General features: G+C 47.7%; 13 protein-coding genes, 1 tRNA gene and 1 pseudogene. 8 read left to right on the plus strand and 7 right to left on the minus strand.

Going from position 1 to position 15,680, the window contains the following annotated elements; translation table 11 throughout:
* Nucleotides 1–96 precede the first annotated feature (96 nt).
* Nucleotides 97–171 (minus strand): annotated as a pseudogene (locus ACOI06_RS06160) (M48 family metalloprotease); the annotation flags it as partial.
* 59 nt (nt 172–230) lie between these two features.
* Nucleotides 231–2,447, minus strand: a complete 2,217-nt coding sequence (locus ACOI06_RS06165; protein ID WP_420661664.1) for a FepA family TonB-dependent siderophore receptor — start codon at nt 2,445–2,447, stop codon at nt 231–233.
* A 364-nt stretch (nt 2,448–2,811) separates the two neighbouring features.
* On the opposite strand from ACOI06_RS06165, the gene ACOI06_RS06170 reads away from it, so the two are divergent.
* The 8 genes from ACOI06_RS06170 to ACOI06_RS06205 all read left to right on the plus strand — a co-directional run bounded on the left by ACOI06_RS06170 (nt 2,812) and on the right by ACOI06_RS06205 (nt 10,920).
* The gene (locus ACOI06_RS06170; protein WP_420661665.1) at nt 2,812–3,522 is read left to right on the plus strand and encodes a response regulator transcription factor; all 711 of its coding nucleotides are present in this window, start codon (nt 2,812–2,814) and stop codon (nt 3,520–3,522) included.
* 283 nt (nt 3,523–3,805) lie between these two features.
* The gene (locus ACOI06_RS06175; RefSeq protein ID WP_420661666.1) at nt 3,806–5,002 is read left to right on the plus strand and encodes an isochorismate synthase; all 1,197 of its coding nucleotides are present in this window, start codon (nt 3,806–3,808) and stop codon (nt 5,000–5,002) included.
* A gap of 96 nt (nt 5,003–5,098) precedes the next feature.
* Nucleotides 5,099–6,151: a FecCD family ABC transporter permease gene (locus ACOI06_RS06180; protein WP_420661667.1), complete on the plus strand. Its 1,053-nt coding sequence runs from the start codon at nt 5,099–5,101 to the stop codon at nt 6,149–6,151.
* 5 nt (nt 6,152–6,156) lie between these two features.
* Nucleotides 6,157–6,942 carry an ABC transporter ATP-binding protein gene (locus ACOI06_RS06185; protein ID WP_420661668.1) on the plus strand — a complete coding sequence of 262 codons (786 nt, stop codon included), beginning with the start codon at nt 6,157–6,159 and terminating at the stop codon, nt 6,940–6,942.
* A gap of 3 nt (nt 6,943–6,945) precedes the next feature.
* Nucleotides 6,946–8,076, plus strand: a complete 1,131-nt coding sequence (locus ACOI06_RS06190) for an ABC transporter substrate-binding protein (RefSeq protein ID WP_420661669.1) — start codon at nt 6,946–6,948, stop codon at nt 8,074–8,076.
* Between the two features lie 11 nt (nt 8,077–8,087).
* The gene (locus ACOI06_RS06195) at nt 8,088–8,924 is read left to right on the plus strand and encodes an alpha/beta hydrolase (RefSeq protein ID WP_420661671.1); all 837 of its coding nucleotides are present in this window, start codon (nt 8,088–8,090) and stop codon (nt 8,922–8,924) included.
* A gap of 147 nt (nt 8,925–9,071) precedes the next feature.
* Nucleotides 9,072–9,401 (plus strand): transposase, encoded by a 330-nt coding sequence (locus tag ACOI06_RS06200; protein WP_420661672.1) that lies wholly within the window; start codon nt 9,072–9,074, stop codon nt 9,399–9,401.
* A gap of 382 nt (nt 9,402–9,783) precedes the next feature.
* Entirely contained in the window at nt 9,784–10,920 is a 1,137-nt protein-coding gene (locus ACOI06_RS06205) for a YncE family protein (RefSeq protein WP_420661673.1), read from the plus strand.
* Between the two features lie 231 nt (nt 10,921–11,151).
* On the opposite strand, the gene ACOI06_RS06210 is transcribed toward ACOI06_RS06205, so the two are convergent.
* The 5 genes from ACOI06_RS06210 to ACOI06_RS06230 form a co-directional block, all read right to left on the minus strand.
* Nucleotides 11,152–11,244 (minus strand) — tRNA-Ser (locus ACOI06_RS06210).
* Between the two features lie 21 nt (nt 11,245–11,265).
* A complete protein-coding gene (locus ACOI06_RS06215; protein WP_420661674.1) occupies nt 11,266–12,528 on the minus strand; it encodes an aspartate kinase in 1,263 nt (420 codons plus the stop codon).
* A gap of 133 nt (nt 12,529–12,661) precedes the next feature.
* A complete protein-coding gene (gene tilS / locus ACOI06_RS06220) occupies nt 12,662–13,834 on the minus strand; it encodes a tRNA lysidine(34) synthetase TilS (RefSeq protein ID WP_420661675.1) in 1,173 nt (390 codons plus the stop codon).
* A 7-nt stretch (nt 13,835–13,841) separates the two neighbouring features.
* Nucleotides 13,842–14,807, minus strand: coding sequence for an acetyl-CoA carboxylase carboxyltransferase subunit alpha (locus tag ACOI06_RS06225; RefSeq protein ID WP_420661845.1), 966 nt, complete (start codon nt 14,805–14,807; stop codon nt 13,842–13,844).
* Between the two features lie 219 nt (nt 14,808–15,026).
* Nucleotides 15,027–15,677, minus strand: coding sequence for a DNA-3-methyladenine glycosylase family protein (locus tag ACOI06_RS06230; RefSeq protein WP_420661676.1), 651 nt, complete (start codon nt 15,675–15,677; stop codon nt 15,027–15,029).
* Nucleotides 15,678–15,680: the final 3 nt, after the last annotated feature.

Below are 15,680 nucleotides of genomic sequence, written 5' to 3' on the forward strand. Positions count from 1 at the left end.
TTAGGGTTTGCCCATAGATCCACCTAAAGTTAGTGTTGTCACTGAGTCAAGTCCCAAATTTGCTGTAATTTCGTTTCTTTTCAGTTGGCTGACACGTCATAGGCCATCAGGCTGCAGCAACACCACATGGTGACGCTGCTGCACGTGCCCGTTCTCGTGACCAATCACGGTATTCGTTCATGTCCAAACACTATGAACAACGATTTCAAGACGTATATTAAAGTGGACAATCAAAACGATGCAGTCATGGTCATGTAATAGAAGCGACCTGGTTCGTTGTATGTTGCCGCCCCGACGTTAATCGACTGCGAACCTTCACGGTAGAGACGTTTATCGAACAAGTTGTTCACACCCACCCGAAAGGACAAGTTCTCGTCGTACTTATAGCCAACACTTAAATTGAATAATGCATAAGCACCTCGTACATTGAGTGCAGCACCCTTTAACGCATTATTAGCCGAATTAGCATTGGGGTTACGCGAGCGAGGCGTCTGTTTGCCATAGAAGGTTGCCATTGCCTGAGCCGACCATTTTTCGTTGATTTGCCAATCCAAGGTGCTATTGAGCGTGTAACGAGGAATCACTGATAGCGGCTGACCTGTTTCAACGCTTTCGTTTTTGATCATGTATGTAAAGTTGTTGATTAATTTCAGCGTATTGCCATTTTCTCCGATTAACGGGATATTCAGGTTACCTTCCAGCCCTTTTACAACTGCTCTACCTGAGTTAACCCATTGAAAGACCGCTGCATTATCCACGCGAGGGGGAACACCTTGGAGACCAAGATCTGTCACGATCTTATTCTGGTAATCATTTTGGAAATAGGTTAAACCAGCAGTCCAACCACCACGATCATAGGCAATACCAATTTCTTTGTTGACACTCGTTTCTGGACTCAGACCTTTGTTTCCCAGAATCCAGCACGGTCCCGGAATACCATCTGGGCACCCCTTACCGCGGGTTAGATAAGCGTAGCTAGGATTGGTTTGATAGAGATTAGGCACTTTGAAAGCACGGGCAATCCCCCCTTTAATCGTGATATCAGGCGTAAGGTAATACGACACATTCAGACTAGGACTCCAATTGGAACCCGCTTGATCATGATGATCGAAACGCAGGCCAGGTGTCACATACAAATTCTCTGTGACTTCAATATTGTCTTCTACAAACAGCGCAAAAGACCGTGCTTTTGCTTTGTCACTAAAGGTCGGGAAAATATTACTTCCCTTATCATATTGCTTACGCGCCCATGTCATGCTGTAAGGGTCGTACATTGACTCTTGCCGCCATTCACCCCCGACCGTCACAAATTGATGAACCTCACCCAAACTGAACGGCATGCTGAAGTCGCCATTGACGGTATAGTTCGCAAGATCTGAGACAGACCGTTCTGCTTTAGGATCGCTAATCGTACCTTCATAACCACCTGCTAGGCCTTCATTTAAGCGCGAGTTGCTTGTGCCCTCATACGCAAATGTTAAACGCGACTTTTTACCATCGCCGTAATCCCCACGATGGGTTAAAGAAACTGTACGACGGTACGTCGTGTTCGTTTCACCCCCAGCCAGTGATGCCTGTGTTTTGCCATTGCCACCAAACAGCACATCGCCTGCGTACAAATTTCCCTGACGGCTGTAACCCCCTTGAAGCTCTAATACCTGCCCATCGGTCACATCCCAGCGCAAGAGCATGTCAATATCTTTATTACGTACACCATCTCGACCACCCGGCGTGACCTTGCCGGTGGCCGCACGTCGATTAATCGTGACGGAATCAGGATCTGTCTTGGCGATATTACCGAACATGCGGAATGACAATCTTTCTGACAATGGACCCGTCAGCGTGAACCCGAGCCTACGCGTATCGCCCTCGTCTTTATGTTCGGCAATAGACTGGTAAACAGTGACGGAGCCCGACAACTTGTCGGTGGGACGCTTGGTGATGATATTCACGACTCCACCGGCAGCACCCGAACCATAGCGTGTCGCTGCGGGACCTCGAAGAACTTCAATGCGTTCAACAGCCTCAGCGGGCACCCAATTACTGTCACCGCGGCTATTACGTTCACCATTACGCCCCATGCGCACCAAATCACGCGAATGCACGGGTTTGCCATCGATGAGAATCAGAGTGTTTTCAGGGCCCATTCCGCGTAAATCAATCTGGCGATTGTTTCCGTACGCACCCGAGGCACTATTGCCTGTTAAGTTCACCCCAGGCATAGTTCGAATGATCTCAGCCAAATCATTCGCAGGTGGTCGCTGTTCAAGGGCTTCCTTATTGATCGTTGAAACGCCTGGAGCCTGTAGCAACGCTTGCTCGGCCGTCCCAAACACCGTAATGCTATCTAGCGTCGGAACTTCTCCTTCCGTTACCTGCGCAAAAGCCCCGGATACCATCAAGCTTAAAACCGACGGCATCAGAATCGATACCGTCTTTTGACGCATATTTCTCTTCATTGCAAATTTCCATATTGAGAATGATTATCACCATCATTGCGGCTGTCGATTCTAATAGGATGCAATCTGCAAAATTATGAGCTTAAGTTTTCTTAAGAAATCTTATTCTATCTCCAGCAATTCCGTCTGATGACCACCACACTTCGTCACAACACACGTTGTATTTTCTGTGATTGATTCCACCATTTCGTGAGATTTTCGGCTCTCTCACAACATTCAATGTATTCACACAAAACTAGAACAAAGATATATTGAGAATAATTCTCACAGAGATTAAAATAACTTTTATTAAGTATTACTTGCCCATCTAGTTTAACTTGCTTCATTCTCACCCTCTCGGGTCGTCATCACCATGCTAGAACCCTCCATCCATCCTGAGATTTTGATTGCCGACACCGATGCGGAACTGACACAAATGCTCAGTACATATTTATCACTTGATCATTTCAACGTAACAGTCGTCCACGATGGTCTTATCGCTGCCGAAATGCTTACCAGCCAGATATTTGACCTGACAGTCATGGATTTGATGTTGCCGGGCATGAACGGATTGGAAATCTTGCGTCAATATCGCCATATCTCTCAAAAGCCCGTCATCATCTTGTCTGCTCACGACAGCGAAACGGATCGAGTGCTTGGTCTAGAAAATGGGGCTGACGACTACTTATCCAAGCCCTTTGGTCCGCGTGAGTTAAAAGCACGTATTCAAGCCATTTTGCGACGCACCACAGGGCAATTGAACAACACAAAAATGTTGCGATTCGGTCCGTTATCCTACGTGGCATCAACTGACAGCATCTACTGGGACGATCAGCAGACTGCGCTTACGGGCGCTGAACAACGTCTTCTGAAACGTTTAATGTGTACGCCAGGTCAATGCGTGTCTCGCAGAGAGCTGGCACGATATGCACTAGGACATGTGCAATCAGCTTATGACCGTTGCATCGAAACCCACATCAGTAACATTCGCCGAAAGCTACAACTCAATTTTCAGGGTGCACCAGTCCTTCTTCGTAATTTACGCGGATGGGGCTATATCTTAATCGCTAGTCAACCGGATTAACACCTCTTTTCAGCTTAAAACGGTCTGCATTCTCATGACTAAATTCACCACAACGCAAGAGTATAAGTTAAGTTTTTTCATTAAAAAATTTAAGTTATTCTTAGAGGTATAGAAATGAGAATGCGTATCAATGCTATTATTCGCATCTTTTCTTAACACTTCTCCCTGAAAATGAGCATTACTTGAAACAAGCCATCATGTTTTTTAAGCACTAAGAAACGACCTTTCTAACGCCCCTAAAGCCTATGGTTAGACCTTACATATCCTCTAAAGGACATCAAATATGCGAGCAAAATCAGAGACATCAATCACAGGTTTCGCAGCTACCACACGCTGGTTAATTGAGGACTTTTCGCGAGGCGACATCTTCTTTGCCTCACCAAACACACAATGGAGAAGCCGGTTTGACCAAGGTGTACTAGCCACAGTTAAATCCGCAAGCTCTGCAACAGTACAGTCATTGTTTGAGCATGCGCATCAGAAACACATTGATAAGCCCGTCTTATTCGGGCTCATACCCTTCGATACAAGACAAGCAGCTAGCTTCACCGTACCAATGACATATGAATGTGCGGACATACCCAAAAAAAGCACAAATCCATCAAAAACTTATCCAAGAAAAGAATCTGATTCAAAAATTCTTGAACGTACGTTTGTTCCACAACCCGAAGCTTATGCAGACATGGTGCGTGATGCACTGACATTGATTGACAAAGGTACTTTACAAAAGATTGTGTTAGCTCGCGCGGTTGATATTGAGCTCAATCAACCTCCTGAATACTCTCAATTACTCCAAGACCTACTGCATCGGAACCCGCACGGATATACTTTTGCACTCCCGATTTGGGCTGAGAATAATAAAACCAAGGCGATCATGATAGGCGCTAGCCCCGAATTGCTCGTTAGACGTGAAGGTGATCGTATTTCCGTCAATCCACTTGCAGGCTCCAGAAGTCGTTCATCAAATCAGGAGTTCGACCTCGTACTAAAAGAAAACCTAACTCATTCCGAAAAAGATCTGCGTGAACATGCCTACGTCGTTTCATCCATCAAACGCATTTTGCAGGCTTTTTGTGATGAGCTCGACGTACCATTAACCCCATCTGTCATCGGCACCGATACGCTTTGGCATTTATCTACATTCATCCGAGGTCGCCTGCGCGATCCAAATGTTTGCGCACTTCAAGTTGCATGTGCACTGCACCCCACACCTGCGATTTGCGGTCATCCGACAGCGCCTGCCTTTGAGCACATCAGGCATCTGGAACCTTTTGAACGCGAGTATTTCGCGGGTCTGGTGGGTTGGCAGCGTCCGAATGGCGATGGTGAGTGGGCACTGACTCTACGTTGTGCAATGCAGACCCATCCCTCACTGCTTCGAGTCTATGCAGGCGCAGGGATTGTCGCCGGATCTAACCCTAATAACGAAATCACTGAAACTAGCACCAAGATGGAAACTTTCAATCGCGCGCTCGTATGACATCGCCACAATCAAGCATGTGTTTGTCGCCTGCTGCCACATCGCCATGATCCTACTTGACCATTTATTTGTAACCCACTGTTATTTAAACTTTTTATGTCTTCTGCTCCTAGCGTACAACGGACTGACAAGCAATACCAGCAATTGCTCAGAGTTCGCTGCTGGATGATCGCAACACTCATACTTGTAATTTTCTTTTCCACGCTAGTCGATTTCACATTAGGGCCTTCTGCGCTGACATTGGCTGATTTATTCCAAACATTGCTTCAGCCATCCATGGCAAAACCTTCTATTCGCGTCATTGTTTGGGAATTCAGATTACCTTATTCGATGATGGCAATAGCTGTTGGTATGGCGCTAGGATTGGCTGGTGCTGAAATGCAAACCATTTTAAACAATCCACTGGCGAGCCCTTTTACCCTAGGCATTTCATCAGCAGCTGCATTCGGGGCTTCACTAGCCATCGTGTTAGATTTCTCGATCCCGGGTCTACCGGATAGCTGGATGATAGGCGGCAACGCTTTTCTGTTCGCGCTACTGTCTGCCCTACTACTAGATACTGCTGCACGCTGGGGTGCGATGCGCAGCTCAGACATTGTGCTTTTCGGGATCGCCATGGTGTTTTCGTTTAATGCCTTGGTTTCCCTGATGCAATTCGTTGCGAGCGCCGAAGATCTGCAAGATCTGGTGTTCTGGACCATGGGGAGCTTGTCCCGTGCCACTTGGCCCAAAGTAAGCGTGATGATGCTAGTCGTGGCCTTGATATGGCCGCTAGCGATGAAGGATACCTGGAAACTAACGGCTCTGCGCCTAGGCGAAGACCGCGCTTTTAGCTTCGGCGTCAATGTGCAGAAACTGCGTTTGGTCACTTTACTGCGCATCAGCTTACTGGCGGCCTTAGCGGTTTCATTTGTTGGCACGATTAGCTTTATCGGTCTGATCGCACCACACATCGCGCGCCGACTCTTTGGTGAAGACCATCGCTTTTATCTCCCAGCGAGTGCCTTGATCGGTGCCATGGTGCTGTCACTAGCCTCAATCGCCTCCAAGAATATTTCAAACGGCATCATCCTACCCGTAGGCCTTGTGACGTCATTTGTTGGCGTTCCCTTCTTTTTATCGGTGGTTTTAAACCGCCAAAGCGACTAAAGACCATGCTAGAAATCAATCATCTACAGGTCATCCATCAGAAGCAAACCATTATCCCTAATTTCGCACTTAAAGCGGTACCAGCAGGAACGCTCGTGTCCATACTAGGATCCAATGGCAGTGGCAAATCCACCTTACTCAAAGCACTCGCAGGTTTATTGACTTGTAAGCAGGGAACTATACGGTTAAATGGCACAGATTTAGAAAAAATCAATTTCGAACAAAGAGCACAACAAGTAGTTTACCTACCACAATCCCTACCGGCCCCAACCCATCTACGTGTCCTGGAATCTGTTCTGGTGGCAGCTAAAGCTTCATCACTCGCCACTGAAGCCAGTGGCACACATCTGAATCAAATCATGTCCTTACTGCAGCACCTAGGTATCGAGCATCTCGCCATGCATTATCTGGATCAACTCTCCGGTGGACAAAAACAACTGGTAGGTCTGGCTCAAGCTTTAATACGACGTCCAAAACTGCTATTGCTTGATGAGCCCCTATCGGCCTTGGACTTGAATTATCAATTTCATGTCATGGATTTGCTGCGCAAAGAAACCCACGAGCATGGGCTGGTAACGCTCATTGTGCTGCACGATCTCAATACTGCCTTAAGACATAGTGATTATGCCGTCTTAATTCAACAAGGAAAATTACTAGGCGAAGGCCGACCTGGTCAGATCATTACGCCTAAGTTATTAGCCAAAGGCTATGGAGTTCGGGCACGGATAGAACCTTGCTCCAAAGGCATCTTGCAAGTTTTTATAGACGGACTATGTGCCCCAGTCAGGTAAAAAATGCTTTTAAGATTCACACACACTTGCACCCTTTTTCTCCTATCGCTGGTCTGCATCATTGTCAATGCGCAGACCATCACGGTGACGGATGCCATGGGACGCAACGTCACACTCAACGCACCTGCTAAACGCGTTGTTTTAACACAAGCACGTCACCTACCAGTTCTGGCTCTGATTCACCCTGATCCGGTTAGCATTCTGGCAGCTTGGTCAGACGAATTTCGCACCTCGTTTTCCAATGAATATCAAAACTATCTAGAAAAATTCCCCGAAATTGCCCATATTCCTATCGTCGGGCACCACACATCAGACAGTTTTTCAGTTGAACAAACCATCGCGCTTGAACCTGATCTTATCGTACTCACAGCCAACTTTGCTGGAATAGGCAAAGGACAAGATCCCCAAGACTCTTTAATGATGCAGCAGTTCAACGCCGCTGGCATTCCTGTCATCGTGATTGATTTTTTCCTTCAACCGATGAAAAACACCGTACCTAGCCTGAGGGCACTTGGTGCAGCGATTGGTCAGGTGCAACGCACCGAAGACTTCATCACCTTATACAAATCGCACATGGCCGCCATCGAAAAACGCCTGCTCAATGTATCTGACGATGATAAACCGCCTGTATTCATCCACGCACATGCCGGCAGCACAGATTGTTGCAACTCACCAGGCACAGGCACATTCAACAACATGGTGAGCTATGCAGGTGGCCACAACATCGGAAGTGATGTACTTAAGACCGTGACGGGTCGACTCAGTTTTGAATATATCAATTCACGCCAGCCAACCATTTATATCGCAACGGGCACAGGCGCCGGTAAACGCGCCAGCACAGGACTTACGATTGGGACGGGCGTAGGCACCCATGATGCACGTGTCAGTTTAAAACGCATTATCATTAGCAACCACCTTGAAGTGTTACCCGCCATACATCATGAAAACGCTCATGGTATTTGGCACGCCTTCAATGACTCGCCACTGCATGTTGTGTTTATTGAGGCCCTAGCGCGTTGGATACACCCTAATCATTTTACTGACATTTCTGCCGAGGACACCTTAGCTGAAATCAATCAACGTTTTCTGACTGTGCCTCTGGAAGGTACTTATATGGTGGATTTAACTAAATAGGGCCGACGACAATGCCTCAGTTTTTCACAACAGAGCAGTTACTGGTCAATCCTGTAGGCCGCGAATATCGTTTGCGCATCTGGCGTCCAAGCAACCCTGACCCAACCACTTCAATCAACACATTGCTCTTTTTGGATGGTCAGTGGTTGGATTCAATGCTAGATCCAATCATTCAGACTGTTTCCCAAACGAATGTTCAGTTTGCCAGCCTCGGGTACTGCGTGACTGAACGCAGCATTCTTGCACCTTGGCGTGCTTATGACTACACACCATCTGGCCCATTAGGACATCAAAACGATCCCAGAAACTGTGCTTGGCTTTGTGGTGGCGCTGATGCACTGTTGGCATTTTTAAAAAAAGAGGTTTTGCCACGATTGGCACCACCTTCATCGGTCTCAAGGGCGACAGTATCTCTCTTTGGCCATTCCTATGCAGGGCTTTTCAGCTTGTATGGCTGGCTAAATGCTGCTCCATTGTTTAGTCATATCTACTCGGCAAGTCCTTCCTTATGGTGGTATTGGCCATATATGCTAGATCTTCTCATGGCGAATTCAAACATTGCGCAGAACCAGACACGGAGCCAGAAAGGCAGTCCACCACTCCATGTTTACGTGGGTACACAAGAGCGCTGGCGACCACACTCTGATACTACAGACTCACTACGTGAACCTAGCATATCGACTGTGCCATTCGCACAGACGTTTTTAACTAGTGCACAAATTGCGGGTTACGACAAGATCACACTTCAGCTTCTTGAAGGCATCTCCCACGGTCCAATGCTACACAGCGCTGCGCATCATGCACTGGAACACTTCACAAAGCTCAATACATCAACCAACTCCATCTGAAATAGAAATCACTGAGTGGTAGTCCTCCCTGAACACGTACATCAATGAGCCGTATACAGATGAATCAATGTACTACCCCTGACCCTGAGTTTGCCCCTCAACAACGTAGTTCTTAATTCCAGTTACATTAGAAGAAAGGAGTCTGAAATGTCTGAATTAAGAACACGTGCACAGTACACACCGGAATTTAAAATGGAGTGTGTGCGACAAACCTTAAGTGGTGGTTTATCCATTGCTCGTGCAGCCGATCAGCTGGGCATTCCCAACGGTACCCTAAGCAAATGGGTCCGTCAGCATAAGCTTGGTGAGCCCGACACACGCCCTGAAAAAGCTAATCAGGTGACTGCTGAACAGATGGAGATATCCCGCCTGCGGGCGGAAGTTGCTCAACTCAAGGTGGAGCGCGACATCGCAAAAAAAGCCGCGGCGTATTATTCGCAAGACCTTCTGAAAAATACGCCTGGATACAAAAAATGAAGGATCGTTGGGCCATTCGTACGATGTGCAAAGTCCTCGAAGTCAGTGAGAGTGGGTATTATGGTTGGCAACGATCTGTTCATACTTCATCTACTCGTCGCGTCTCAGATCAGCGTTTGTTGGCTGAGACACGGGCTGCTACGAAAAACGTGGGCAATATCACCTTAAAACGCACAGCACTCATGCTAGCCGCCTTCACTCTTTCCAGCAGCGTCACGTGCGCAGACACAATCTTCGACCAACCAGATGATAGTTTCAGCGGCATCGTCTTACTACCAGCAAAATCAGGCCTGGCGATGAGGCAATTGTCCGTGGTCATGGCTTTAAACCGGGACAAGAAGTCCAGCTGTTACGTAGCAGTCAAAACATTTCCAATGACAAGTTGATCACCGCTGACATTGAAGGTAATTTCAGTACCACTATCAATGTGCCTAAAACCGCTGCGGTGGGAGTACATCCGGTGGTCGTACAAGTTGCTAAACCATCAGCAGCCAGCGTTTTCGAGTTTAAGGTTTCACCTGACATCAAATTCAGCGGTGCGGATAAATTCGACATCCTCACCAAATATCTGGAACCGGGCCTGTATCAAAGTGCCTACAGCACCGCATCCAAAGCCCTATTTGTAACCTCTGCGGTAGGACACCCACCCATAAAACAATCAGCATTAATTAAAGTAAATCCAGATAGTCTCAAGATCGAGACCAAGGTAACACCAAATACGCTCAATAAGCCCGACCAAGTTATGGCGGTCTATGGCATAGCCATTGACGATGACGCAGGTACAGTATGGGTAACCAATACGCACGCCAGCACGGTTGCAGTCTACAAACAAAGCGATCTATCACTCGTCAAACAATTCCCCAATGGTATCGCTGCGCACGCTCGCGATGTCGCGGTCGATAGCGCGAAGCTTCGAGCCTATATTTCGGCATCAGGCTCAAATGAAATTATTGTCATTGATACACAAACACTTGAGCCAATAAAATCCAATGCCATCCGATCATCTAAATCACCTAACCAGGCAATCAGACCCATGAGTCTCACGTTAGATGCAAAGAGCAACCGACTCTACACCATCAGTCGCACCACTAACGAAGCCATCATCATCGACTTGGTGACACACAAAGTTGAACTGATCTATCCCTTAGAAGGCGCCAAAGCACCCAGTGGTGTCGCCGTCGCTTCAGACGTCAACATCCTTTTTGTGGCTTCACAAGGTAGCGACACCCTGCAGTTAGTTGATCTAAATGAAGGAAAAATTCTACACACCGTCCGTATCGGCGCCAATCCCTTGAATGTCGTGTGGGACTCTAAAAATAAGCTCGCTTACGCAGTCAATCGCGCAAGTGATTCCATCGTTGCCATCAAGCTAGACGGCAAGCTAGTAGCCAATCTGAAAAGCGGCAGCTACCCCAATCACTTGTCGACTGATGGAAAAGGCACGGTATACGTGATCAACAAATCACGCGGCAAAGATGACCCAACAGGCGATCGCGTGAGCAGAATCTCATTGAAATAAAGCACGATACACTGAGCTTGTAGGCTTTTTATTTTTGCTTAACAGTGTCAATTTTCTTTACAGTCGGGATGATGATATTAAATCCTTCATACCCTCATTGGTACCATCAAAAGCAATTGGCTTGAGCGATACCAGCATAGACCAAGAGGGACTATAAAAGACTGTAAGTGTATGTAATAGAAAGAGAAAAAAGAATCGCCGAGACTGTTAGGTACTCGGCGATTCTGAATCTGGCGGAGGCGGTGGGATTCGAACCCACGATGCGGTTATTAGCCACATACTCCCTTAGCAGGGGAGCCCCTTCAGCCTCTCGGGCACGCCTCCAAACTCAAGAACGGTATTCTATCACGAAGAAACCGGTTCTGTCTCGAGATCGAAGGCTTTATGCAACGCTCGGACTGCAAGTTCCATATATTTGTCTTTAATAACCACTGATGTTTTGATTTCACTGGTGCTAATCATCTGAATATTGATGTTTTCATCAGCCAATGTTTTGAACATACGGCTTGCGACACCTGCGTGTGAACGCATGCCAATCCCAACGATGGAGACCTTGGCAACGTCTTCATCAGCAACCAATTCGCGAGCACCGATTTCTTCCACAACTCCATTACGCATAAGGTCCTGAACTTTCTGAAAATCGTTGCGATGAACGGTAAATGAAAAGTCTGTTGTGCCATCCACAGACTGATTCTGCACAATCATGTCCACATCGATATTTGCATCGGCAACTTTACCGAGAATGATCGAAGCAACACCTGGTTTGTCGGGTACGCCCAACAACATAATTTTGCCTTCATCACGGGTAAAGGCGATTCCGGAAACAACGGCCGATTCCATTTGTACATCTTCCTCAAAAGTGATCAATGTGCCAGAACGCATTTCTTGTTCAATAGGAATGTCTGGCGGTGTCAGTGATGACAGGACACGAAGTGGCATCCGATATTTACCTGCAAATTCGACAGCACGAATCTGTAAAACCTTGGAGCCTAATGAAGCCATTTCGAGCATTTCTTCAAATGCTAGAACGTTCAAACGACGGGCTGAAGGCACCACACGTGGATCGGTGGTATACACCCCATCCACATCGGTAAAGATCAGGCATTCATCAGCCTTCACGGCTGTGGCAATCGCTACGGCTGAGGTATCCGATCCACCCCGACCCAGCGTTGTCACATGACCTTCGTCATCAATCCCCTGAAACCCAGTCACAATCACCACACGACCCGCATCCAAGCAGTCACGAATACGCTGTGCATCGATAGAACGAATGCGCGCCTTGGTGTAACTCGAATCGGTTTTGACACCGACTTGCCAACCCGTGTAGCTACGTGCTGGCACACCCTCTTCCTGCAATGCAATCGCCAGTAAGCCACTAGAGGCTTGCTCGCCGGTTGCTGCAATCATGTCTAATTCACGACCATCGGGTGCAGCGGAAATTTCACGTGCCAATCCCAATAGACGATTGGTTTCTCCAGCCATTGCCGAAGGGACAACGACTACTTGATGACCTGCATTTCGCCATTTCGCAACGCGTTTAGCGACATTGCGAATACGCTCAGTACTTCCCATCGAAGTACCACCATACTTCTGAACAATTAATGCCATTTCTGCTCAATATCCTTTTTGGCATACCGCCAGCATGCTTCATTCTGGATGATTTCAGACAAATCTGAACGCTGGCTTTTACAAATGCCCGCCTGATATACCAAATTTGTTGTGCACTTTCTGGGCTAAAGCCTCAGACAAGGGGGCCGTCCATTGTAACGTGAAGAGACACGATTCCCGCATGGCATTTCACTTCACAGTCTGATTGACGCCACAACAGATGACGATCATGACCTAAAGCATGCAATTGATTCAGCTGTCGACACAGTTCAGACAACCTAGCTTCTGTCGGCATTCGCCGCCCTGCCCGGTCTAACCAAGTCCGAATCACCAGAGCCTGCTGATCGCCTGACAATGCGCGCCAACCACGCAAATCCAAATTCGGTGGCTTATTGACAGGACTCACAGGCTCGATTGATTCAACCGGCTGGGTATCCAATCGAATCTGTTCAATCAAAAGATCACCGTACTGCAACAACAAATTTTGTGCTTGCTGCGCCTGCCGTGCATGGCGCGCCAGGTTTTGTTGCCAACGAGGCCAGTGCTGCTCGATCGGTCCTGCCAAATGACGACGAATCAGACCACGCGCCAGCTCAGGATCCAGATTGGTCGGATCATCGACTGCAACCCAGCCAGTCGCCTCACGAAACGGTACCAGAACCTCTAAAATCGCCTCACGACTAAGATCTAACCAAGGTCTAAGCCAAACCAAGCTCGCTTGCTTAGTGACTGTTTGCATGGCACCCATGCCAGCCACTCCGGCACCACGAAACAAACGTTGCAGAACAGTTTCTGCTTGATCATTCAGGTGATGGGCCAACACAATCTTTGCAATATTCGCCTGCGCTGCCATTGTCTGCAACGCTTCATAGCGAGCGAGACGAGCTGCAGCTTCCATGCCCTGCCCTTGCTTTAAATCGACCACAACTCTGTGCACGATCAAATCTAAACCCAGCAATTGAGACAAATCTTGAACTTGTGCTTGCCAGCCATCAGCTTGACTTTGTAAGCCATGATGGATGTGAAATAGCTTGGGCGCCTGAAGTAAGGGTTGTTTCGTCTTTGCTTTAGAGCGACTTGTACTTTGTATCTGATCTTGTTGGGCTTGAAACAGTGCTGCTGCACACAACGCCAGAGCCGCTGAATCGGGTCCGCCGCTGAGCGCAATCGCCCATGGCTGTTCTCCAACCGATTCTAAGAGTGTGTTTTTTAAGGCTTGAAGAACCTTAGGATATTGCTTTAAAAGCTGAGCCAGACATGTCTGTATCGCCGTCTGGCTCGATTCTGCTGATGATTGAAGCTGCACAGATCGCTTAATTCTTGGTTTCCGTGAATTTACCATAAGCCAGCAGACGATTTAAGCGATGCTCAACCAGCTCTTGTGGACTCAGCGCGCGCAACTGACGCAACGAGTCTGTCAATGCACGACGCAATAAACGAGCCATTACACGCGGGTCGCGATGTGCACCACCGATAGGCTCATTAATCACACGATCAATCAAACCAAGCGATTTCAAACGATCTGCTGTAATGGCCAGTGCTTGGGCTGCATCGGGTGCTTTCGCCGCATCACGCCACAAAATTGAAGCACAACCTTCAGGTGAAATCACAGAATACGTTGAGTATTGCAGCATCATCACTGCATTGCCCACCGCAATAGCCAGCGCACCGCCCGAACCACCTTCTCCGATCACAGTACAGATGACGGGCACTTTCAACTGAGCCATTTCGAACAAGTTACGCCCAATCGCTTCAGACTGACCTCTTTCTTCTGCACCAATGCCGGGGTAGGCACCTGGTGTATCCACAAAAGTGAAGATCGGCATATTGAATTTTTCTGCAAGCTTCATCAAACGCAAAGCTTTGCGATAGCCTTCAGGGCGCGGCATCCCAAAATTACGCAATGCACGCTCTTTAGTGTCACGACCTTTCTGGTGACCAATCACCATACAAGGTGTGCCATTAAATCGTGCTAGTCCACCAATAATGGCTTTGTCGTCCGCGTACATCCGATCACCGTGCAACTCATGGAAATCTGTAAAGATCTCCCGCACATAGTCCAATGTGTAGGGTCGCTGGGGATGGCGTGCAACCAGCGCCGTTTGCCAAGGCGTGAGCTTGGCATAAATCTCTTTGGCTAATGTCTGACTTTTTTGTTGCAGACGAGAAATTTCCTCAGAGATATCAACAGTCGAATCTGCTTGTACATAACGAAGCTGTTCGATCTTGTTTTCCAGCTCAGCCAATGGCTGCTCAAATTCTAAAAATGTATTGCGCATTACGCTTTTGCTCATGTTCTCATGATCCCATTTCAGCGGCACAGTTTAACGCGTGTTGCATCGCAAGTCCGTGCAAGTCACACTTTGATATAAAACCATCGCGTTCATCATTTGCAAACAGGTACCCACAAATCACACAAACACGCAGTTATACAACTCTTTTAACATTCGTGCGAATTGCGGCTGGTTCATTCTCGTGAATATCTGCCTAAACACCTGTCAATACTCAACAGGCACCGGATCCAGACTGCGCCACAAATACCAAGTGGCCACTGTACGCCAAGGCACCCAAGCTTGCGCCACTTCTCTGGCATCAAACCGTGAAACCGGCTCCCCACTGTAATAATGTTTCGAAATAGCCCGCAACAATCCCACGTCATCTAACGGTAAAACATCTGGACGCAGCAAAAAGAAAATCAAAAACATTTCCGCCGTCCAACGACCAATACCACGTATCTGTGTCAATTCCCGAATAACTGTTTCATCATCCATCTCGTCCCACAAGGCCGGATGGACTTTGTTTTCGACAAAGTGTCGAGCCAAATCCTGTAAATACTCAACTTTTCTGCGTGAAAGACCGGCCTGACGCAGCGCACTTTCTTCAAGCGACAGAAACTTTTGTGGGTTCGGATCCTGTGCACAGCAAATCAAAGTGCGTTGCCAGACAGACTCGGCGGCTTTCACAGAAATCTGTTGCCCAACAATGGAACGGGCCAATGTTAGAAACGGATTGCCACGCGAAGCCAGATGGATACTGGGAAACTGCGGAATCAGACGACGCAAAACTCGATCTTGCGCCATCAGACTATCCGTTGCCTCATCCCAATAATCTGGCCTCAAAATAATTTCCTCGATCAAAGGCTGTGACACGCG

The organism is Orrella sp. 11846, from assembly GCF_048820935.1.
Taxonomy (GTDB): domain Bacteria; phylum Pseudomonadota; class Gammaproteobacteria; order Burkholderiales; family Burkholderiaceae_B; genus Algicoccus.

What these genes read in the sequence shown, in the direction of transcription:
- ACOI06_RS06165 (WP_420661664.1), bottom strand. Translation starts at nt 2,447, where the DNA reads ATGCGTCAAAAGACGGTATCGATTCTGATGCCGTCGGTTTTAAGCTTG.
- ACOI06_RS06170 (WP_420661665.1), top strand. Translation starts at nt 2,812, where the DNA reads ATGCTAGAACCCTCCATCCATCCTGAGATTTTGATTGCCGACACCGAT.
- ACOI06_RS06175 (WP_420661666.1), top strand. Translation starts at nt 3,806, where the DNA reads ATGCGAGCAAAATCAGAGACATCAATCACAGGTTTCGCAGCTACCACA.
- ACOI06_RS06180 (WP_420661667.1), top strand. Translation starts at nt 5,099, where the DNA reads ATGTCTTCTGCTCCTAGCGTACAACGGACTGACAAGCAATACCAGCAA.
- ACOI06_RS06185 (WP_420661668.1), top strand. Translation starts at nt 6,157, where the DNA reads ATGCTAGAAATCAATCATCTACAGGTCATCCATCAGAAGCAAACCATT.
- ACOI06_RS06190 (WP_420661669.1), top strand. Translation starts at nt 6,946, where the DNA reads ATGCTTTTAAGATTCACACACACTTGCACCCTTTTTCTCCTATCGCTG.
- ACOI06_RS06195 (WP_420661671.1), top strand. Translation starts at nt 8,088, where the DNA reads ATGCCTCAGTTTTTCACAACAGAGCAGTTACTGGTCAATCCTGTAGGC.
- ACOI06_RS06200 (WP_420661672.1), top strand. Translation starts at nt 9,072, where the DNA reads ATGTCTGAATTAAGAACACGTGCACAGTACACACCGGAATTTAAAATG.
- ACOI06_RS06215 (WP_420661674.1), bottom strand. Translation starts at nt 12,528, where the DNA reads ATGGCATTAATTGTTCAGAAGTATGGTGGTACTTCGATGGGAAGTACT.
- ACOI06_RS06225 (WP_420661845.1), bottom strand. Translation starts at nt 14,807, where the DNA reads ATGCGCAATACATTTTTAGAATTTGAGCAGCCATTGGCTGAGCTGGAA.